Source organism: Brachybacterium sp. NPDC056505 (assembly GCF_042794925.1).
GTDB lineage: Bacteria > Actinomycetota > Actinomycetes > Actinomycetales > Dermabacteraceae > Brachybacterium > Brachybacterium kimchii.
This window is the reverse complement of sequence record NZ_JBHTSV010000004.1, coordinates 206,028-225,705: the sequence shown is the minus strand read 5'-3', so window position 1 is coordinate 225,705 and position 19,678 is coordinate 206,028. Positions and strand designations below refer to the sequence as shown.

The 19,678-nt window shown below is 72.2% G+C and carries 17 protein-coding genes; 9 read left to right on the top strand and 8 right to left on the bottom strand.

Annotated elements, in window-relative coordinates:
- Positions 1 to 91: 91 nt before the first annotated feature.
- The 4 genes from ACFQ53_RS05030 to sdhC are packed head-to-tail and all read right to left on the bottom strand — an operon-like array spanning position 92 to position 3,484.
- Positions 92 to 859 carry a succinate dehydrogenase iron-sulfur subunit gene (locus ACFQ53_RS05030; protein WP_152354437.1) on the bottom strand — a complete coding sequence of 256 codons (768 nt, stop codon included), beginning with the start codon at positions 857 to 859 and terminating at the stop codon, positions 92 to 94.
- Positions 859 to 2,631: a succinate dehydrogenase flavoprotein subunit gene (gene sdhA / locus ACFQ53_RS05025; RefSeq protein WP_377856195.1), complete on the bottom strand. Its 1,773-nt coding sequence runs from the start codon at positions 2,629 to 2,631 to the stop codon at positions 859 to 861. The genes ACFQ53_RS05030 and sdhA overlap by 1 nt, the downstream gene beginning before the upstream one ends.
- An 18-nt stretch (positions 2,632 to 2,649) precedes the next feature.
- Complete coding sequence (locus ACFQ53_RS05020) at positions 2,650 to 3,099, bottom strand: succinate dehydrogenase hydrophobic membrane anchor subunit (protein WP_152354435.1); 450 nt, start codon at positions 3,097 to 3,099, stop codon at positions 2,650 to 2,652.
- A gap of 4 nt (positions 3,100 to 3,103) precedes the next feature.
- Complete coding sequence (gene sdhC, locus ACFQ53_RS05015) at positions 3,104 to 3,484, bottom strand: succinate dehydrogenase, cytochrome b556 subunit (protein WP_152354434.1); 381 nt, start codon at positions 3,482 to 3,484, stop codon at positions 3,104 to 3,106.
- Between the two features lie 192 nt (positions 3,485 to 3,676).
- Here sdhC and ACFQ53_RS05010 point away from each other — a divergent pair, with 192 nt between their 5' ends.
- The 8 genes from ACFQ53_RS05010 (at position 3,677) to ACFQ53_RS04975 (ending at position 14,250) form a co-directional block, all read left to right on the top strand.
- On the top strand, positions 3,677 to 4,960 hold the full coding sequence (locus ACFQ53_RS05010; RefSeq protein ID WP_377856190.1) for a mannose-1-phosphate guanylyltransferase: 1,284 nt from the start codon (positions 3,677 to 3,679) through the stop codon (positions 4,958 to 4,960).
- A 56-nt stretch (positions 4,961 to 5,016) separates the two neighbouring features.
- Entirely contained in the window at positions 5,017 to 6,243 is a 1,227-nt protein-coding gene (locus ACFQ53_RS05005) for an amidohydrolase (protein WP_377856187.1), read from the top strand.
- Positions 6,244 to 6,585: 342 nt separating this feature from the next.
- Positions 6,586 to 7,701: a BMP family protein gene (locus ACFQ53_RS05000; RefSeq protein WP_249479188.1), complete on the top strand. Its 1,116-nt coding sequence runs from the start codon at positions 6,586 to 6,588 to the stop codon at positions 7,699 to 7,701.
- Positions 7,702 to 7,902: 201 nt separating this feature from the next.
- Complete coding sequence (locus ACFQ53_RS04995) at positions 7,903 to 9,474, top strand: ABC transporter ATP-binding protein (RefSeq protein WP_377856183.1); 1,572 nt, start codon at positions 7,903 to 7,905, stop codon at positions 9,472 to 9,474.
- Complete coding sequence (locus ACFQ53_RS04990; protein WP_377856180.1) at positions 9,471 to 11,048, top strand: ABC transporter permease; 1,578 nt, start codon at positions 9,471 to 9,473, stop codon at positions 11,046 to 11,048. The genes ACFQ53_RS04995 and ACFQ53_RS04990 overlap by 4 nt, the downstream gene beginning before the upstream one ends.
- On the top strand, positions 11,045 to 12,400 hold the full coding sequence (locus ACFQ53_RS04985; RefSeq protein WP_377856177.1) for an ABC transporter permease: 1,356 nt from the start codon (positions 11,045 to 11,047) through the stop codon (positions 12,398 to 12,400). Before ACFQ53_RS04990 ends, ACFQ53_RS04985 begins: the two co-directional genes overlap by 4 nt.
- Before the next feature lie 4 nt (positions 12,401 to 12,404).
- Complete coding sequence (locus ACFQ53_RS04980) at positions 12,405 to 12,854, top strand: cytidine deaminase (protein ID WP_377856174.1); 450 nt, start codon at positions 12,405 to 12,407, stop codon at positions 12,852 to 12,854.
- 109 nt (positions 12,855 to 12,963) lie between these two features.
- Positions 12,964 to 14,250 (top strand): thymidine phosphorylase, encoded by a 1,287-nt coding sequence (locus tag ACFQ53_RS04975; RefSeq protein ID WP_377856171.1) that lies wholly within the window; start codon positions 12,964 to 12,966, stop codon positions 14,248 to 14,250.
- Positions 14,251 to 14,270: 20 nt separating this feature from the next.
- Here ACFQ53_RS04975 and ACFQ53_RS04970 read toward each other — a convergent pair whose 3' ends face one another.
- From ACFQ53_RS04970 to ACFQ53_RS04955, 4 genes are all read right to left on the bottom strand, one after another.
- Positions 14,271 to 15,434, bottom strand: a complete 1,164-nt coding sequence (locus ACFQ53_RS04970; RefSeq protein ID WP_377856168.1) for an NUDIX domain-containing protein — start codon at positions 15,432 to 15,434, stop codon at positions 14,271 to 14,273.
- Between the two features lie 52 nt (positions 15,435 to 15,486).
- Positions 15,487 to 16,497, bottom strand: a complete 1,011-nt coding sequence (locus ACFQ53_RS04965; RefSeq protein ID WP_377856165.1) for an L-idonate 5-dehydrogenase — start codon at positions 16,495 to 16,497, stop codon at positions 15,487 to 15,489.
- A gap of 103 nt (positions 16,498 to 16,600) precedes the next feature.
- Positions 16,601 to 17,386, bottom strand: a complete 786-nt coding sequence (locus tag ACFQ53_RS04960; protein WP_377856162.1) for a FadR/GntR family transcriptional regulator — start codon at positions 17,384 to 17,386, stop codon at positions 16,601 to 16,603.
- A complete protein-coding gene (locus ACFQ53_RS04955) occupies positions 17,383 to 18,798 on the bottom strand; it encodes an Nramp family divalent metal transporter (protein WP_377856159.1) in 1,416 nt (471 codons plus the stop codon). The genes ACFQ53_RS04960 and ACFQ53_RS04955 overlap by 4 nt, the downstream gene beginning before the upstream one ends.
- Positions 18,799 to 19,001: 203 nt before the next feature.
- Between ACFQ53_RS04955 and deoC the strand changes: the two genes are divergently transcribed.
- Positions 19,002 to 19,670 carry a deoxyribose-phosphate aldolase gene (gene deoC, locus ACFQ53_RS04950; protein WP_377856156.1) on the top strand — a complete coding sequence of 223 codons (669 nt, stop codon included), beginning with the start codon at positions 19,002 to 19,004 and terminating at the stop codon, positions 19,668 to 19,670.
- Positions 19,671 to 19,678 lie beyond the last annotated feature (8 nt).

Sequence of the window (19,678 nt, the reverse complement as noted above, 5' to 3'; positions counted from 1 at the left end):
GTGCCATGGACGCTGGTCCATGGCACGGAACGCTCCCTTCTCCGTGGTGCGCGGCGGCCCGAGGGCCTACGGTTCAGACGCGGACGCGCGGTCAGACGCGGCCGCGGATGACCGCCTGCTTGACCTCGGCGATCGCCTTGGTGATCTGGATGCCGCGGGGGCACGCCTCGGTGCAGTTGAAGGTGGTGCGGCAGCGCCACACGCCCTCCTTGGAGTTCAGGATCTCCAGACGCTGCTCGCCCGCGTCGTCGCGCGAGTCGAAGATGAAGCGGTGCGCGTTCACGATCGCGGCCGGACCGAAGTACTGGCCGTCGGTCCAGAAGATCGGGCACGACGAGGTGCACGCGGCGCACAGGATGCACTTGGTGGTGTCGTCGAAGACCTCGCGCTGCTCGGCGCTCTGGAGGCGCTCGCGGCTGGGCTCCTGGCCCTCGGCCACGAGGAACGGCATGACCTCGCGGTAGGCGTCGAAGAAGGGCTCCATGTCGACGATGAGGTCCTTCTCGACCGGGAGGCCCTTGATCGGCTCGACCGTGATGGGCTTGGAGATGTCCAGGTCCTTCAGCAGGGTCTTGCAGGCCAGGCGGTTGCGGCCGTTGATGCGCATGGCATCGGAGCCGCACACGCCGTGCGCGCACGAGCGGCGGAAGGTCAGCGACCCGTCCAGGTGCCACTTCACCTCGTGGAGCGCGTCGAGGACACGGTCGGTGCCGTGCATGGTGACGGTGAACTCCTGCCAGTAGGGCTTGGGTTTGCCCTCGGCGTCGGGGTTGAAGCGGTTGATCTTGAGCGTGACCTCGAAGGAGGGGATCTCCTGGGCCTGCGGCTCGGCGTCGGTCCTCTCTGCGACAGCAGTCATCAGAACGTGCGCTCCTTCGGCTCGTAGCGGGTGATGATGACTTCCTTGGTGCCGAGCACGATGTCCGTGCCCTCCAGGCCCTCGCCGTCGAGCGTCTTGTAGGCCATGGTGTGCGCGAGGAAGTTGACGTCGTCGCGCTTCGGGAAGTCCTCGCGGAAGTGGCCTCCGCGGGACTCCTTGCGCTCGAGGGCGCCGAGCGCGACGACCTCCGCGAGCTCGAGCAGGAAGCCCAGCTCGACGGCCTCGAGGAGATCGAGGTTGTAGCGCAGGCCCTTGTCCTGCACGGCCACGGTCTCGTAGCGCTTCTTGAGCTCGGTGATGTCCGACAGGGCCTTGCGGCAGGTCTCGTCGGTGCGGAACACCTGGACGTTGGCGTCCATGGTCTCCTGCAGGTCCTTGCGGATGTCGGCCACGCGGTCCTCGGTGGCGGGACGGTCGCGCAGGCGCTGCAGCAGCTCGACGACGGGCGTCTCGACGCCCTCGGGCAGCTCGGCGAGCTCGACCTGCTGGGCGTGCTCGGCGGCGGCGACGCCCGCGCGCTTCCCGAAGACGTTGATGTCGAGCAGCGAGTTCGTGCCCAGGCGGTTGCCGCCGTGCACGGAGACGCAGGCGACCTCGCCGGCCGCGTACATCCCGGGGATCACGTCGTGCTCGTTGCGCAGCACCTCGCCCATGATGTTCGTCGGGATGCCGCCCATGCCGTAGTGGGCCGTCGGGAAGACGGGCACCGGCTCGGTGTAGGGCTCGACGCCCAGGTAGGTGCGCGCGAACTCGGTGATGTCCGGGAGCTTCGCGTCGATGTGCGCGGGCTCGAGGTGCGTGAGGTCCAGCAGCACGTAGTCCTTGTTCGGACCGCAGCCGCGGCCCTCGCGGACCTCGTTGGCCATCGCGCGGGCGACGACGTCGCGGGGCGCGAGGTCCTTCAGCGTCGGCGCGTAGGTCTCCATGAACCGCTCCATGTTGGAGTTGCGCAGGATGCCGCCCTCGCCGCGGGCCGCCTCGGAGAGCAGGATGCCCAGGCCCGCGAGGCCCGTCGGATGGAACTGGAAGAACTCCATGTCCTCGAGGGGGATGCCGCGGTTCAGCGCCATCGCCGGGCCGTCGCCCGTGAGGGTGTGGGCGTTCGAGGTGGTCTTGAACATCTTGCCGAAGCCGCCGGTGGCGAACACGACCGACTTGGCGCGGAAGATGTGGATCTCGCCGGTCGCGAGCTCGTAGGCCACGATGCCGGCGGCGCGCACGTTCTCGTCCTCGCGGGGATCGCCCGTGAGCAGCACGTCCAGCGCGTAGTACTCGTTGAAGAACTCCACGTGCTGCTTGACGCAGTTCTGGTAGAGGGTCTGCAGGATCATGTGGCCGGTGCGGTCCGCCGCGTAGCAGGAGCGGCGCACGGGCGCCTCACCGTGCTCGCGGGTGTGACCGCCGAAGCGGCGCTGGTCGATGCGGCCCTCGGGCGTGCGGTTGAAGGGCAGGCCCATCTTCTCGAGGTCGAGCACCGCGTCGATGGCCTCCTTGGCCATGACCTCGGCGGCGTCCTGGTCCACCAGGTAGTCGCCGCCCTTGACGGTGTCGTAGGTGTGCCACTCCCAGTTGTCCTCCTCGACGTTCGCGAGGGCGGCGCACATGCCGCCCTGGGCGGCGCCGGTGTGGGAGCGGGTGGGGTAGAGCTTCGTGATCACGGCGGTGCGGGCGCGGGGGCCCGACTCGAGGGCCGCGCGCATTCCCGCGCCGCCGGCGCCGACGATGACCACGTCGTAGGTGTGGATCTGCATGTCAGGGGGTCTCCAGGATCACTCGGAGCAGATGGAGGGCAGGAGCGAGGGGTCGGCGCCCGCGGGGCACGGCGAGAAGGTGAAGATCACCAGGGTGCCGAGCACGACGGTCACGACCACGGCGACGTACAGCAGAACCTTCAGGACCAGGCGCAGCGTCGAGGAGCGCGCGTAGTCGTTGATGATCGTGCGCACGCCGTTGCCGCCGTGGAACATGCCCAGCCACAGCATGAGCAGGTCCCAGGTCTGCCAGAACGGATTGGCCCACTTGCCGGAGACGAAGGCGAAGTCGATGCGCTGCACGCCCTCGCCCAGCCACAGGTTCACGAACAGGTGGCCGAACACGAGGATCACGAGGATGGCGCCGGAGAAGCGCATGAACAGCCACGAGAGCATCTCCGCGTTCACGCCGCGCCGACCGGTGCGCGCGTAGCGCGTGCGGGGCTCGGGGATCTTGGTCGCGGTCATCAGGTCACCACCATCCGAACATGTGGCCCAGCTGGCGGGGCACGAAGCCGATCATGAGCAGCACCCACACCACGACGACGCCCCAGAACAGGGCGCGCTGGCGGCGGGCGCCCTGGGACCAGAAGTCCACGAGGATCACCCGGATGCCGTTGAGGGCGTGGAAGCAGATCGCGGCCACCAGGCCGATCTCTCCGAGCCCGAACACGATCGTCTTGTAGTGCCCGATCACCTCGTTGTAGGCCTCGGGGGACACGCGCACGAGGGCGGTGTCCATGACGTGCACGATCAGGAACAGGAAGATGAGCATTCCCGAGATGCGATGCGCGACCCAGGACCACATGCCCTCGCCGCCGCGATAGAGCGTCCCGGCCTCTGCTGATGCCACGGATTCCTCCGACTTGTACTGGTGTGTGCCGGGCGGCTCCGACCTGCGCAGTCCAGGTGGGGCCTCGGTGCCCACGGGCCAGCGCCCGTGACCACGACGACGTCCTCATCGTGCCCGGCGTGGGGCTCTGCCACAGTAGCACCGCCGCAGGTCGCGACGGGGACGGCCGACACCCCGGATACCCTGGGCGCCATGCCGAGCGCCGCATCCCACGACGACCCGCTGACAGCACTCCGGGAGGTTCCTGACCAGGTGTCAGGACACGACCCGGGCCGGACGGCGGCCCCTGTGCGTCCCTTCGTCCCCGTGGTCCCCGCCGGGGGTGCGGGCACCCGCCTGTGGCCACTCTCACGCGCCGACCGGCCGAAGTTCCTCCTGGACCCGCTGGGGCAGGGGCGCTCCCTGCTGCAGGCGACGCTCGCCCGCGTCGGGCCCTCGGCCGATCGTCCCGCGATCGTGGTCACGGGCGCACGCCACGCGGAGGCCGTCGCCGCGCAGCTCGGATCGCGCGCGCCCGGCGCCGGCCCCCGCATCCTGTGCGAGCCCTCTCCGCGCAACTCGATGCCCGCGATCGCTCTCGCCGCCGCCCTCGCCGAGGCCGAGGACCCCGACGCCGTGATCGGCTCCTTCCCGGCGGACCACCTGGTGGGGGACGAGGCCGCACTGACCTGCGCGATCGCCGCCGCGCGTGCCGCGGCCGCCCGCGGGTACCTCGTGACCATCGGCATCGAGCCCACCCGCCCCGCCACGGGGTTCGGCTACATCGAGAGGGCCGACGGGGCCCCCGTCGAGGGCGTCGACGACGACGGGGCCGGGGGCGACGGAGCCCTCCCGTCCCTCGCGGGCACGGGCGCGCAGCGCGTCGCGAGCTTCGTCGAGAAGCCCGACGCCGAGCGCGCGGCCCGATACCTCGCCGGCGGGCGTCACCTCTGGAACGCGGGCATCTTCGTCGCGGGCGCCCGCGAGCTGCTCGACGCCCTCGCCGCGCAGATCCCTCCGCTCGCCGCGGGCGTGCGCCGGATCGCCGCCGCGCGGATCCGGGAGGCGGCGGGCGAGGCATCGGACGACCGGGTCGCCGACCGGGTGCTCGAGGAGGTGTGGCCGACGCTCACGAGCATCGCGATCGACCATGCCCTGGCCGAGCCGCTGGCCGCGCAGGGCAGGGTCGCCGTCGTCCCCGCGGACCTCGACTGGGACGACGTCGGCGACTTCGCGGCGCTCGCCCGGCAGCTGCGCCGGGCGGGGGACGCGGAGGCGCGCGACGTGGTCGTCGTCGGCGGCGCCCGGACGATCGATCGGCGTGCGCGGGCCACGGTGTACGGTTCGTCGCAGCGTCCGATCGCACTGGTCGGCGTGGATGGTCTGAGCGTCGTCGAGACCGATGACGTGCTCCTGATCGCCGCCGACTCCGGTGCCCGCGACCTCGCCGAGCTCGTCGCCGGGCTCGAGGACGAGGGCCTCGCGGATCTGCGCTGAGGCGGACGGACGGCGCGGCGGACGCGCAGTGGACGAGGGGAAGGGCGGACGAGGTCGTGGACAGCGATGTCGAGGAGCAGGTGCGCACGATGCTGGGGGAGGACGGGCTGATCCGTCGGACCCTCATCGAGCGCGGCGACGAGCTGCGGGAGGTGCGGCGGCATCTGCACCGCCATCCCGAGCTGAGCCACGAGGAGCACGCGACGACCGACGTCATCGCCGCCCATCTCAGCGATCTCGGACTCTCCCCGGTGCGCATGCCCCGCACCGGGCTGATCTGCGACATCCCGGGCTCCGACCCCGACCTCGCCCCGATCGCGCTGCGCGCGGACATGGACGCACTCGGCATCCCGGAGCTCACGAGCGTGCACTACCGCTCGGAGGTCGAGGGCGTCTCCCACGCCTGCGGCCATGACGTCCACATGAGCGCCGTGCTCGGCGCCGCCATGGCCCTCGTGCGGGTCGCCGACGCCGGCGCCCTGCGCCGCACGGTGCGCCTGGTCTACCAGCCCTCCGAGGAGCGCCATCCCTGCGGCGCGCTCGAGCTCATCGGCGAGGGGGTCGTCGACGGCATCGACTCGATCTTCGCGCTGCACTGCGACCCCGGCGTCGACGTCGGGCACGTCGGACTCAAGCCCGGCCCGATCACCTCGGCCACCGATCCCGTGCGCATCGAGGTGCGCGGCGCCGGCGGCCACACCTCCCGGCCCCACCTCACCCAGGACCTCATCTACGCGCTCGGACAGATCGTCACCCAGGTGCCCGCGGCCTTCAGCCGGCGGATGGACCCGCGCAGCGGCGTGAACCTCACGTGGGGCTCGATCCACGCGGGCTCCGCGTTCAATGCGATCCCCTCGTCGGGCGTCCTCGAGGGCACCCTGCGCTGCCTCGACCACGACGCCTGGGACCGCGCCGAGGAGCTGCTCGAGGAGCTCCTGGGCGAGATCGCCCGCATGTGGGGCGTGACCGTGACCGTCCAGCACGATCGCGGCGTGCCGCCGGTCTCCAACGACCCGCTCAGCGTGCGCTTCCTCGAGGAGGCCGTGGTGCGCGTGCGCGGCCGCGACCAGCTCGACACCGCCCGCCAGTCCCTCGGCGGGGAGGACTTCGCCTGGTACCTCGAGAAGGTGCCGGGCGCCCTCGCGCGCCTGGGCACGCGCACCCCGGGCGGTCGCACCTACGACCTGCACATGGGTGACTTCACGGTCGACGAGCGGGCGATCACGATCGGTGCGGACGTGCTCGCCCACGTCTGCCTGCTGCGGGACGCGCCGCTCGCCTGAGAACCCTCCGGCGGCGCCTTGTGGGAGCCCCGCGGGGGCCCCTGCGCGCCTCACCCCGCGGACGCGGGATGCGCGCACGGGCACGGTCTGATAACGGTTCGGGCACAGGGGACGGATCGGGCATCGTGTGATGCAGGCGACGGCTACTGTGAACGCCGTGCGTCCCGGACGTGGACGATCGGGGCACGGGAGCTTCTCCCATCCCTCTCCCGGCGGCCCGCGAGCGATCGCCCTCGCTCGGGCCACCCCGCTTCTCATCCCTCGTCGCAGCGCACCGCAGCAGTGCACCACCGCGTCGCAGCACCGGCGACATCCCTTCCGCCCGAATCCCCGGAGGACCCGTTGAAGAACCTGTCCCGCTCCCTCGCCCTTCTCGGCGTCAGCGCCCTCGCCCTCGCCGCCTGCGGCAGCGCCCCCGAGGAGGCATCCTCGGGCAGCGACGGCGGCGGCTCGGCCGCCTCCTCCGACTTCAAGGCCTGCATGGTCTCCGACTCCGGCGGCTTCGAGGACAAGTCGTTCAACGAGTCCGGCTACAACGGTCTGAAGACGGCCGAATCGGATCTGAAGATCCAGACGCAGACCGCGGAGTCCACCGATCCCTCGCAGTTCTCGACGAACATCGACAACCTCGTCACCGGCGACTGCAACCTCGTCTTCACCGTCGGCTTCCTGCTCGCCCCCGCGACCGGCACCGCCGCGAAGGCGAACTCCGACGTCGAGTTCGCGATCATCGACTCGACCGCGCAGGACGAGGACGGCAAGGCGATCGAGGTCGACAACGTCAAGCCGCTCTCCTTCGACACCGCCCAGGCCGCCTACCTCGCCGGCTACGTCGCCGCGGGCACCTCGGAGACCGGCACCGTCGCCACCTACGGCGGCATGCAGATCCCGACGGTCACCATCTTCATGGACGGCTTCGCCGACGGCGTCGCCAAGTACAACGAGGTCCACAAGAAGGACGTCAAGCTGCTGGGCTGGGACAAGAAGACCCAGAAGGGCTCCTTCACCGGCAACTTCGAGGACCAGTCCAAGGGCAAGGCCCTCTCCGACAGCTTCTACTCCCAGGGCGCCGACATCGTCATGCCCGTCGCCGGCCCCGTCGGCTCCGGGACCCTGGCCTCTGCCAAGGAGGGCAAGGACCGCTACGTCATCTGGGTTGACTCCGACGGCTACGAGTCCGTGACCGACGGGGACGCCAAGAAGCTCATCCTCACCTCGGTCCAGAAGGGCATCGCGAACTCCGTCGAGGACGTCACGAAGTCCGCGGCCGGCGGGAAGTTCGAGAACGAGCCGTACGTCGGCACCCTCGAGAACGGCGGCGTGGACCTCGCGCCGTACCACGACCTCGATTCGAAGGTCCCCGCCGACCTCAAGAAGGAGGTCGACGGGCTCAAGCAGGACATCATCGACGGCAAGATCACCGTCGAGTCCGACGCCTCGCCCCAGAACCTCGGCTGATCCCTTCGGCGGGCCGCTGCCCGCCGACCCCGACGGCCCCGGATCCCGGTGGCGTGACCGCTCGGTCCGCCCCGGCGCCCCGGGGCCGTCGGCCCGCCGTCGGACCCCTCCGTCGGCATCCCCGCCGACGGACCACCCGTCGCCCCCGCGCCGCCGGACCCCGTCGGCCCGACCCAGCCCGTCCTGAGGAGGAGAGCCGGCGTGAAGCTCGAGCTCAGAGGGATCACGAAGGTCTTCGGCACCTTCGTGGCCAACGATTCGATCGACCTCGTGGTCGAGCCCGGCCAGATCCACAGCCTGCTGGGGGAGAACGGCGCCGGGAAGTCCACGCTCATGAACGTGCTGTACGGGCTCTACCGGCCCGACGGCGGACAGATCCTGCTGGACGAGCAGCCGGTGCGCTTCAGCGGGCCCGGCGACGCGATGCGCGCCGGCATCGGCATGGTCCACCAGCACTTCATGCTCGTGCCGCCGTTCACCGTCGCCGAGAACGTCGTGCTCGGCCACGAGCCGACCTCCGGGGGCCTGCTGGACCTCGCGAGCGCGCGCCGCACGGTCCGCGAGATCTCCTCCCGCTTCGGCTTCGACCTGGATCCCGACGCCGTCGTCGAGGACCTGCCCGTCGGCGCCCAGCAGCGGGTGGAGATCATCAAGGCGCTCTCGCGCCGCGCCGAGGTCCTCGTGCTCGACGAGCCCACCGCCGTGCTCACCCCGCACGAGACCGACGAGCTCATGGACATCATGCGCCAGCTGCGCGACGAGGGCACCTCGATCGTGTTCATCACCCACAAGCTGCGCGAGGTCAAGGCCGTCTCCGACACGATCACGGTGATCCGCCGCGGGAAGGTCGTGGGCACCGCCGACCCCGCGACCGACCAGACCGAGCTCGCCTCCCTCATGGTGGGCCGCGCCGTCGAGCTCAGCCTCGAGAAGGAGGCGGCGGAGCCCGGGGAGACCGCCCTGTGCGTCCGCGGCCTCGGCGTCACCGACCCCTCGGGCGTCACCCTGCTGGACGACGTCGATCTCGACGTCGCCGCGGGCGAGGTGCTCGGCATCGCGGGCGTCCAGGGCAACGGCCAGACCGAGCTCACCGAGGCGCTGCTGGGCCTGCAGAAGGAGCTGCGCGGCTCCGTGCGCCTGGGCGGGAAGGAGCTCGTGGGGCGCTCGACCCGCGAGATCCTCGATGCGGGCGTCGGCTTCGTCCCCGAGGACCGTACCCACGACGCGCTCGTCGCCGACTTCTCCGTCTCCGAGAACCTCGTGCTCGACCAGCATCACCGCGCCCCCTACGGCACGGGCCCCGTGCTGCATCCCCGGGCGATCCGCGAGAGGGCGGTGCGCGACGTCGCCGAGTACGACGTGCGCACCGGCTCGATCGACGACCCGGTCTCCACGCTCTCGGGCGGCAACCAGCAGAAGGTCGTGATGGCCCGTGCCCTCGGGCGCGACCTCTCGCTGTTCATCGCCTCCCAGCCCACCCGCGGCGTCGACGTCGGCTCCATCGAGTTCCTGCACCGGCGGATCATCGCCGAGCGCGACAAGGGCACCCCCGTCATCATCGTCTCCACGGAGCTCGACGAGGTCATCCAGCTCGCCGACCGCATCGCCGTGATGTACCGCGGCGGGATCCTGGGCGTCGTCCCCGCCGACGAGGACCGCGACGTGCTGGGCCTGATGATGGCCGGCTACACCGTCGACGCGGCGCGCGAGGCCGTCGCCGCCGGCGCCCGCACCACCGACTCCCAGCTCGTGGACGAAGGAGAGATCGCATGAGCGCGAGCATCGACGGCGAGGTCCGCCCGGTCGCCCCCGGCACCGCGGTCCAGCCCGGCGACCCCGGCACCACGAGCGAGACCGGAGGGCCGGGGGGCTCCGCGGGCCCGACGTCCGTCGCGGGCCTCGCCCAGCGCCTGGCGCGCGGCAACGTGCTCGTGGTCGTGGGGGCCTTCGTCTTCGCCTTCATCATCGGGTCGGTGCTGATCCTCGTGTCCGACGCGCAGGTCCGCACGGCCCTCGGCTACTTCTTCGCGCGCCCCGCCGACACCTTCAGCGCCGGATGGAGCGCGATCTCCGAGGCGTACGCGTCGATGTTCCGCGGGTCGATCTTCGACTACCGGGCCTTCGGCAAGGTCGCCGACGACCTCCGCGCGCGCGGAGGCTCGGGCACGTACGTGCTCCTGCCCGCCCTCGCGCGCGGCTTCAAGCCGCTGCTGGAGACCCTCACGGTCGCGACCCCGCTCATCATCGCCTCGGTCGGCATGGCCGTCTCCTTCCGCTCGGGCCTGTTCAACATCGGCGGCACCGGACAGCTGATCGTGGGCGCGTCCGCCGCCGGGTACGTCGGCTTCGCCGTGCCGATGCCGCCGGTCATCCACCTGATCGTCTGCCTCGTGGTCGGCATCGTCGCGGGCGGCGTCTACGGCGGCATCGCCGGGTACCTCAAGGCCCGCTTCGGGTCGAGCGAGGTCATCTCCACGATCATGCTCAACTGGATCGCGACCTACGGGCTCGCCTTCGCCCTGACCACCTCTGCCTTCACCGGCTCGAACAAGGCCCAGCCCACCTCGCCCTCCGTGCTCTCGAGCGCCCGCCTCCCGCTGCTCGCGGGCGAGGGGTACCGCCTGCACCTCGGGCTGCTCATCGCGCTCGCCTCGATCGTGTTCCTGTGGTGGCTGATGAGCCGCTCGACCATCGGCTTCCGCTTCCGCGCCGTCGGCTCGAACCCGCGCGCCGCCGAGGTCGCCGGCATCGACGTGGGCCGCAGCGCGATCGGCGTCATGTTCGTCGCCGGAGCCCTCGTGGGCCTCGCCGGCGCCGTGCACGTGCTGGGCACCGAGCACCGCCTCACCGGCTCGATCGCCGGATCCATCGGCTTCGACGCGATCACCGTGGCCCTGCTGGGCCGCTCCGGCCCGATCGGCATCCTGCTCGCCGGCATCCTGTTCGCCGCGCTCTCCACGGGCGGCCGCTTCATGGAGACCTCGCAGGGCGTCCCGATCGACCTCGTCCAGGTGATCCAGGCCCTCGTGGTGCTGTTCATCGCCGCCCCGCCGCTCGTGCGCTTCCTGCTCGGCCTGCGCCGCATCGACCAGCCAGGAAGGACCCGCCGTGCGCGCCGCGCGAAGGCCGCCGGAGAGGGACGCCCTGGTGCCGGCGAGGAGAGGACGACGGACGTCGGAGCGGATCAGACCGCCGAGGCCTCGCCGCCCTCCGCCGGGGACGACCCGGCCCCGGACCCCGGCGGGCCCCCGACGTCCGCCGGTCCAGCGTCCGCCGGTCCAGCATCCGCCGGACCGGGACCCGACGCATCAGACGCAGAGAACACGACGGGAGGCCAGGAGCGATGACCGCCCTCGACCAGACCAGCCCCGCAGCCGCTCCGACGCCCGAGCCCGAGCGCGCGAGCGCATCCGGCGGCGCGGGCGAGCGCCCCCGGCGCTGGTGGCTGCTGCCCACCGTGCTCACCGCGCTCGCTCTGATCGCCGTGCTCGTCTTCGGGATGCTCGCCCCCTCGGGCGTGCAGACCGCCTACCGGATCGCTGCGCCCGGCGACCTCAACCCCGGCGGCATCATCCCCGGCGACGTGCCCGTGCCCACGAAGGTCGCCGCGATCGTGCTGGCCGTGCTCGCACTCGCCGTCGCCGCCTACCTGTGGGTGCGCGCCGCCCGGGGAGCCATGCCCCGCGGGCGGGCCCGCGTCGCCGTGATCGTCGGCTTCGGCGTGCTGTGGGTGCTGTCGTTCCTCACCTGGGCGTTCAAGGGAGCCACGGTGGACCTGGGCGCCCTGCTGCAGACCATGATGCTGCTCGCCGTGCCGCTCGCCTTCGGCGCGCTCTCGGGCGTGCTCTCCGAGCGGGCGGGCGTCATCAACATCGCCATCGAGGGCCAGCTGCTGTTCGGCGCCTTCGGGGCCGTGCTCGTCGGCTCCCTCACCGGCAGCGCCTGGGCCGGCCTCGTCGCCGCGCCGATCATGGCGCTCGTGATCGGCGCCCTGCTCGCCCTCTTCGCGATCGGCTACCAGGTCCAGCAGATCATCGTGGGCGTGGTCCTCAACGTCTTCGCGATCGGGCTGACCAGCTTCTTCTTCGGCACCGTGATGAAGCAGAACCCCGGCATGTTCAACCAGCCGCTGCGCCTGCCCACGATCCGCATCCCGCTGCTCGCGGACATCCCGATCATCGGCCGCGTGCTGTTCGAGCAGACCGTGCTGGTCTACCTCATGTGGATCATCGTCGCCGTGCTCACCGTCGCCCTGTTCCGCACCCGCTGGGGCCTGCGCGTGCGGGCCGTCGGCGAGCACCCGCGCGCCGCGGACACCGTGGGCATCGACGTGAGCCGCACCCGCTGGTCCAACGTGCTGCTGGGATCGGCCGTCGCCGGGCTCGGCGGCGCGACCCTCACGATCGGCACCGGCGTCGCCTTCGGCGAGGAGATGAGCGCCGGCAAGGGATACATCGCGCTCGCCGCCATGATCCTGGGCCGCTACCACCCGGTGGGCGCGCTGCTCGCGGCGCTGCTCTTCGCCTTCGCGGACGCCCTGCAGCTGAACCTGTCCTCCCTGCCCTCGGGCACGGGCGCCGGGATCCCGAGCCAGTTCCTGCTCATGCTCCCGTACATCGTCACCCTGTTCGCGGTCGCGGGAGTGGTGGGGCGCGTGCGCGTCCCCGCCGCCGACGGCGTCCCCTACGTGAAACAGTGAGCGCATGACGAGCGAGCAGCAGGCGAGCGAGCGCGCCGGCGACGGGACCGCGGACTTCGACGAACTGGTCGAGGCCGCGCGCTCCGTCGCCCAGCGCGCCTACGCCCCGTACTCCCGCTACCGGGTCGGGGCCGCGGCGACGACGGACGACGGCCGAGTGGTCACGGGCTGCAACGTCGAGAACGCCGGCTACGGCGTCACCCTGTGCGCCGAGTGCGGCCTGGTCAGCGACCTGGTCGCAGGCGGCGGCGGGACGCTGCGGCGCTTCGTGTGCGTGGGCGGGGACGAGCACGTCGCCGCCGGCGACCGCGAGGTCGTCATGCCCTGCGGCCGCTGCCGCCAGCTGCTCTCCGAGCACGCGGGACCACAGTTCCGCATGCTCTCCCCGCACGGGGTGCTCGACCTCGAGGGACTGCTCCCGCAGGCCTTCGGCCCCGCCGACCTCGCGGGATGATCGAGGGACCCGTCGGGCATGCCTCGTCGGCCCCGACGACCCCGCCGCTGCACCCTTCGCCACTGCACCGTTCGCCGCTGCACCCTTCGAGACCTGAGGAGACGGCCCCATGACCGAAGCATTCGACGCGATCGACGTCATCCGCGACAAGCGCGACGGCGCCCGCCTGAGCGACGAGAAGATCGACTGGGTGATCGACGCCTACACCCGCGGCGTCGTCGCCGAGGAGCAGATGGCGGCGCTGGCCATGGCCATCTTCCTGCGCGGCATGGACCGCGAGGAGATCGCCCGCTGGACCGCCGCGATGACCGCCTCCGGCGAGCGCATGGACTTCGACGCCCTGTCCCGGGCGACGACGGACAAGCACTCCACCGGCGGCGTGGGCGACAAGATCACGCTCCCGCTCGCACCGCTCGTGGCGAGCTTCGGCGTCGCCGTCCCGCAGCTCTCCGGACGCGGACTCGGCCACACCGGGGGCACTCTCGACAAGCTCGAGTCCATCCCGGGGTGGCGGGCCGACCTCGGCAACGAGGAGATGATGGCGCAGCTCGAGGACGTGGGCGCCGTGATCTGCGCGGCCGGCTCCGGCCTCGCCCCGGCCGACAAGAAGCTCTACGCGCTGCGGGACGTCACCGGCACCGTCGAGGCGATCCCCCTGATCGCGAGCTCGATCATGAGCAAGAAGATCGCCGAGGGCACCGCTGCGCTCGTCCTGGACGTGAAGACCGGCGCCGGCGCCTTCATGCGCGAGGAGTCCGACGCCCGCGAGCTCGCGCGCACCATGGTCGACCTCGGCACCGACGCGGGCGTGCGCACCGTCGCCCTGCTCACCGACATGTCCGCACCCCTCGGCCGGATGGTCGGCAACGCCCTCGAGGTCCGCGAGAGCGTCGACGTGCTCGCGGGCGGCGGTCCCGCGGACGTCGTCGAGCTCACGGTGGCGCTGGCCCGCGAGATGCTCGCCGCCGCCGGGAAGGCCGACGTCGACGTCGAGGCCGCCCTCGCCGACGGCCGCGCGATGGACACCTGGAAGCGCATGATCTCCGCCCAGGGCGGCGATCCCGACGCCCCGCTGCCCGTGGCATCGCACACCGAGGAGATCCGGGCATCGGCCGACGGCGTGGTCACGGGCCTGGACGCGCTGCAGGTCGGCGTCGCCGGCTGGCGCCTGGGCGCCGGACGCTCCCGCCCCGGTGAGGCCGTGCAGGCCGGCGCGGGCGTCGAGCTGCACAAGGTGGTGGGGGAGAAGGTCGCGGCGGGCGATGTGCTCGCGACCCTGCACACGGACACGCCCGACCGCTTCGGCCGGGCGCTCGAGGCGATCGACGGCGCCTGGACGATCGAGTCCTCCGCCTCCGAGCAGACGCGCCGGATCGTGCTGGACCGCATCGCCTGAGGGACGCGCGGCGGCCCCGCTCAGCCCAGCAGCGAGCGCAGGCGCGGGACGATGTGATCGGTCATCAGCGGCGCGAGCTGCACCCCTGGTGCATCGTCCGCGTCGAGGGGGAACCAGCGGCCCTCCTCGAGCTCCGCGAAGACCGTCACGTCGCGCGGCAGGGAGTCCGAGGGCGCGAGGAACACGCTCGCGCGCACGATGGTCTCCGCCTCGTTCGCGGCCGGGGCCTCGAACTCGCCGAGCAGCTCCAGGCCGTCCTCCTCGAGCACGACGTCGAGCTCCTCGATCACCTCGCGGACGGCCGCCTCCCGGGCGTCCTCCCCGGGCTCGAGCTTGCCGCCGACCTGCATGAACGCCTCGGTTCCGCGCTTGCGGACCGCGAACAGCTCGAGCCCCGACGGGCCCTCGCGCAGGAAGCAGACCGCCGCGATGGTGAGCACGGCCGGCGAGCTCCCGCCCGGAGCTGCCCCGGCGGCCGTCCCTGCCCCGGCGGCCGTCCCCGTCGCGGCGTCGGGCGCCCGTCCGGCAGCGTCGTCGGAGCGGGACGGGCTCTGCACCCGGGCCTCGGCGCGGGCCGTGTCCGCCAGCGCCCGCAGGTGGGCGGTGCCCTCGCGCAGACCCACGCAGCGCATCCCGGCCGCCCTCCAGCGGGACACGTCGCCGCGCTGGTCGCGGGCGAGTCCCCAGCCGCGGCGCACGAGCGTGAGCGGGGGCTTGCGGGACTGGGAGAGGTCGCGGGCCAGACGCAGGGAGAACACGAGGGGCGCCGGGCGGTCGACGACGAGAGCGTCGGCCAGCAGGCCCGCCGCCCGCAGCGGGGCGATGAGCTCGGCCGCGAAGATGCCCTCGGCGACGATGATCCGCTCGTCGTCCACCTCGAGCGTGCGCGTCCCGGTGCGCTGCGAGCGGGAGATCGAGTACTCGGGGATGTCCGCGCGGCCGTCGTGGGCGAGGGCGGTGAGCGCCTCGAGCGCGGCGCCCACGTTCCAGGAGGCGGGGTCGTCCCAGTCGACGATCCCGAAGCGCTGCGGGAGGGCCTCGTCGTCGCCGTCGCGGTAGAACTCGTCGAGCGGCACGAGCGGCAGCCCGCTGCGCTGCGTCATCACGCCCTTGCCGCTGCCCGAGGGGCCCGCCACCAGGACGATCCGACGGGGTGGGGCAGGGGCTGCGGCGGGGTCGGTCATGGGGTCCGAGTCTAGGGGATCGGGCCCCGGCCGCGACGCGGGAATCGCCCGCTCAGCCGATGCGCAGGATCACCTTGCTGCTCGTGGGATCGGTCGCGGCGGTGGTGAAGGCGGCCTCGGCCTCGTCGAGCGCGAACTCGTGGCTGATCACGCGCTCCGCCGTCTCGCTGCCGGCCAGCAGGCGCACCGCGTCCTCGATCTCGCCGACGAACCGGAAGGTGCCGCGGTAGTCGATCTCCTTGGAGACGATCGGGCCCAGGGAGACCGTCACGGGGGTCACGGGCAGGTTGCCGACCTGCACGATCGTGGAGGCGCGGGGGATGCAGCGGATGATCCCGTCGAGGGAGGCGGGCGCCCCGGAGCACTCGAAGGCGACGCGGATGCGCTCGTCCATGCCCTCGGGGGAGTCGGTCGTGACGTCGGCCCCCACGGCGGAGGCCGCGGCACGGGCGGGCTCGGCGAGGTCGATCGCGGTCACGTGGGCGGCGCCCGCCGCCTTCACGGCGAGGATGACCAGGAGGCCGACGGGGCCGCAGCCGCTGACCAGCACGTGCGCGCCCTCGACGTCGCCGGCCCGGTGGACGGCGTGCATCGCGACGCCCAGCGGCTCCGCGAGCACGGCGCGGCGCGTGTCGAGGCCCTCGGGCAGCGGGATCACCTGCGCGGCGCGCACCTGCAGCACCTGCGCGAAGCCGCCGTCGGTGTGCGGGTCGCGCATGGCGGAGCCCAGGTAGGTGAGGTCGGGATGGAGGTTGTCGCGTCCGACGAGGCGCTCGGGCAGGGGGCCGGTGGTGCGCGCGGGATGCACGGTGACCGTCTGGCCCACTGTCAGCCCCTCGACGTCCTGACCGAGGGCGCGGATGCGGCCGGAGACCTCGTGGCCGAGCACGAGCGGGTGGTGCATCTGGGCGGTGCCGGTCGCGCCGTGGCGCCAGTAGCCGAGGTCCGAGCCGCAGATGCCGCCCCACTCGACGTCGATCTGGACGTCGTCGGGACCGAGCTCGGGGATCTCGCGGTCGACGACCCGGAGGTCCTGTGCCTTCTGGAGCTGGAGAGCGCGCATGGTGTTCGCCTTTCGAGGAAGCGGTGGAGTGGCAGTGCAGTGCAGTGCAGTGCGAGGGGAGCGGGAGCAGGGCCGCGGGACGAGCGGGAGCGGCCCCGCGGGCTCAGCCCGGGTGCGGGTGCTCGGGCGCTGTCGGCGCGTCGAGGGAGGCGACGGACTCCATGTGCTCTGCCATGGCGGTCTCGGCCCCGTGGGCGTCTCCCGCGAGGATCGCCTCCACGATGCGGACGTGCTCGGCGTGCTCGGCGCCGACGAGGCCGCGGGTGTCGCGCGTCGCGCGCAGGTCCTGCATGGCGCGGAACAGAGGAGTGCGCACGGCGTCGAGCACGCCCTGCAGCGCGAGGTTCCCGCTGAGCCGGGTGATCTCGCCGTGCAGGCGCAGGTCCAGCTGCGGGTAGCGCTCGGAGTCCTCGAGCGCCTCGCCCATCTCCCGGAGCAGGTCGGCGAGCCCTTGACGGTCCGCGGATCGCTCGTCGGACGCGAGGGACACGGCGGCGAGGCGGGCCGCCCGCGCCTCGAGCGGGGCGCGCAGGTCCATGAGGGCGGTGAACCCGCCGCCCGGGGACTCGCGCAGGGCGCGCGCGAGGGAGAAGCGGATGAGGGAGTGGTCCTGTGCGCGCACGCTCGCGCTGCGCCCGTTCGTGATCTCGATGATGCCCAGTGCCGCGAGGGCGCTCAGCGCCTCGCGGACGACCGTGCGCGAGACCCCGAAGCGCTCGGCGAGCGCGCCGGTCGCCGGCAGGGTGTCGCCCTCCCCGAGCCCCTCGTCGTCGATGAGGTCGAGCAGCGCCTGGCGGGCGCGGGCGGCCAGGGACTCGCGGCTGAGGGCGGTCCCCTCCTCGCCGGTCCCGTCGTCCGAGAGGTAGGCCCAGGCGGGTGTAGAGGTCACAGGGAGTTCACCAGTCCGATCACGCCCACCATGATGATCGCGATCGCGGAGATCCACAGCATCACCGAGGTGGGGCGCCCGTCGCGGATCGCCGGCGCCGTCTGCGTGCGCGCGAGGTACAGGGTCGCGATCGCGGCGCCGATCAGGAAGATCGCGTTGAGGATGCCCGCGATGACCACGAGGGTCAGCGGCGAGGAGACGAGCGTGCCGAGAACGCCCCAGCCGATCGGCAGCACGATCATGATGACCCTCTGCCAGCGGTCGCGGACCACCTGGTCGGACCAGTCGTAGGCGCCGAAGATCGCGAGGGTGTGCCCGACCTGGCGGCCCAGGCTCGGGACGTTCGCGAGGATCGTCTTGAACAGGGCGAGGCCCGCGCCGGCGAGGAAGACGACCCCGCCCCAGGCGCCGACCGTCGAGTCGAAGATCGACGAGATCGTCACCATCACCTCGTTGCCCTCCGGGACCAGCCCCTGGGGGTGCAGGACGGCCGCGCCGAGCATGAAGAAGGCCGCGGTGGAGCAGGTGTAGATGACCCAGGAGACCCAGACGTCGACCTTCATCACCGAGATCCACCCGCGGGCGCGATCGACCCAGGCCTGCGAGCCGTCGTCGACGCCGGTCCAGGCCGCGTAGCCCTTCTCGACGACCCAGTAGGTGTAGGCGGTCGTCTCCCCGGCGCCGACGCCCGTCATGCCGAACATCGCGAGGGCGACGCCGGCGGATCCTGCGGCGATGCGCAGCTGCATGCCGTCCGCCACGTCGCCCAGGGTCCAGGCGTACTCGGTGCCGTTGAGCAGGAAGAGCATGATCACGGCGAAGGCGGTCACCACGAGCACGAGCACCGTGGAGACGTTCTCGACGACCGCGTAGCGGTTGAAGACGTGGATCCCGATGGCGACGGCCACGAGGATCGCGACCCACACGCCGATGGACAGCAGCGAATAGGGGTCCGAGCCGATCGGCATCAGGGAGCTGAAGGCGAAGGCGGAGGCGCTGATCACGCCGGCCTGGCCGATGAAGAACTGCAGGAACATCAGCAGCACGAGCCAGGAGATCCAGCCGCGCTTGAGGATGCGGGGAGGGACGTCGTCGTAGCCGTCGATCGCGACCCTGCCGGTGGAGATCGACCAGCGGGCCAGCTCGATCTGCACCCACACCTTGAGGAACGTCGAGACCAGCACGAGCCACAGCAGCATGAAGCCGACCTGCGCGCCCAGCGTGGTCGCGGTGAGCAGCTCGCCGGAGCCGACCACGGCGGCCGAGGTGATCATGCCCGGCCCCAGGAACCGCAGCTTGCCGCGGAAGGTGCGCGGCGGATCGGTGATCTGCGAGCCGTCGACCCGGTACGGATCGACGCGCGCGGACAGGGTGGCGCGCTCTGGGGGTGACGACTGCACGGACGTCGACATTGACGGAACTCCTCGGGACGGACTGTGTGGGGATGGCCGGGCCCGGCGGCGCGCGCATCGGGGTCACCGGGGGAGAGGCCCTCGGGGCGGATCCTGCGTGCGGCGCCGAACGACGAATCGAACCTATCACACAGGTAGACAGGTAGAGCCGGCGCGTGAGGGAGCAGTCCCGTCCTCGAGGTGCGCGTGGAAGAATCTGCGTCATGACGAACCTCCCGAACGATCAGCTCGCCCCGATGATCGACCACACCCTGCTCAAGCCCGAGGCCACGCGGGCCGACGTCGACGCCCTCGCCCGCGAGGCCGAGGAGCTCGGCACCTACTCGATCTGCGTCTCGCCCTCCATGCTCCCGGTCGAGACCACCGTGAAGGTCGCGACCGTGTGCGGCTTCCCCTCCGGCCAGCACCAGAGCGCGATCAAGGCCGCCGAGGCCGCCGACTCCGTCGCGCGCGGGGCGGACGAGGTCGACATGGTCATCAACGTGGGCCTCGCGGTCTCCGGCGACTTCGACGGCGTCGAGGCCGACATCCGCGCCGTGCGCGAGGCGGCCCCCGCCCCGACCGTGCTCAAGGTGATCATCGAGTCCGCCGTCCTCGGCGACGAGCAGATCGTGGGCGTGTGCGAGGCGGCCGAGCGCGCGGGCGCCGACTTCGTGAAGACCTCCACCGGCTTCCACCCCGCCGGGGGAGCCACCGAGCACGCGGTCTCCCTCATGCGCAGCACGGTCGGCGACCGGCTCGGAGTGAAGGCCTCGGGCGGCGTGCGCACGCGCGAGGCCGCCGAGGCGATGGTCGCCGTCGGCGCCTCCCGGCTCGGCCTCTCCGGCTCCCGCGCCGTCCTCGCGGGCGACGCGGCCGGCTCCGGGTACTGAGCACGGCG

What these genes read in the sequence shown, in the direction of transcription:
- ACFQ53_RS04965 (WP_377856165.1), bottom strand. Translation starts at nt 16,497, where the DNA reads ATGCGCGCTCTCCAGCTCCAGAAGGCACAGGACCTCCGGGTCGTCGAC.
- ACFQ53_RS05030 (WP_152354437.1), bottom strand. Translation starts at nt 859, where the DNA reads ATGACTGCTGTCGCAGAGAGGACCGACGCCGAGCCGCAGGCCCAGGAG.
- ACFQ53_RS04975 (WP_377856171.1), top strand. Translation starts at nt 12,964, where the DNA reads ATGACCGAAGCATTCGACGCGATCGACGTCATCCGCGACAAGCGCGAC.
- ACFQ53_RS04990 (WP_377856180.1), top strand. Translation starts at nt 9,471, where the DNA reads ATGAGCGCGAGCATCGACGGCGAGGTCCGCCCGGTCGCCCCCGGCACC.
- ACFQ53_RS04970 (WP_377856168.1), bottom strand. Translation starts at nt 15,434, where the DNA reads ATGACCGACCCCGCCGCAGCCCCTGCCCCACCCCGTCGGATCGTCCTG.
- ACFQ53_RS05010 (WP_377856190.1), top strand. Translation starts at nt 3,677, where the DNA reads ATGCCGAGCGCCGCATCCCACGACGACCCGCTGACAGCACTCCGGGAG.
- deoC (WP_377856156.1), top strand. Translation starts at nt 19,002, where the DNA reads ATGACGAACCTCCCGAACGATCAGCTCGCCCCGATGATCGACCACACC.
- ACFQ53_RS04955 (WP_377856159.1), bottom strand. Translation starts at nt 18,798, where the DNA reads ATGTCGACGTCCGTGCAGTCGTCACCCCCAGAGCGCGCCACCCTGTCC.
- ACFQ53_RS04980 (WP_377856174.1), top strand. Translation starts at nt 12,405, where the DNA reads ATGACGAGCGAGCAGCAGGCGAGCGAGCGCGCCGGCGACGGGACCGCG.
- ACFQ53_RS05020 (WP_152354435.1), bottom strand. Translation starts at nt 3,099, where the DNA reads ATGACCGCGACCAAGATCCCCGAGCCCCGCACGCGCTACGCGCGCACC.
- ACFQ53_RS04985 (WP_377856177.1), top strand. Translation starts at nt 11,045, where the DNA reads ATGACCGCCCTCGACCAGACCAGCCCCGCAGCCGCTCCGACGCCCGAG.
- sdhA (WP_377856195.1), bottom strand. Translation starts at nt 2,631, where the DNA reads ATGCAGATCCACACCTACGACGTGGTCATCGTCGGCGCCGGCGGCGCG.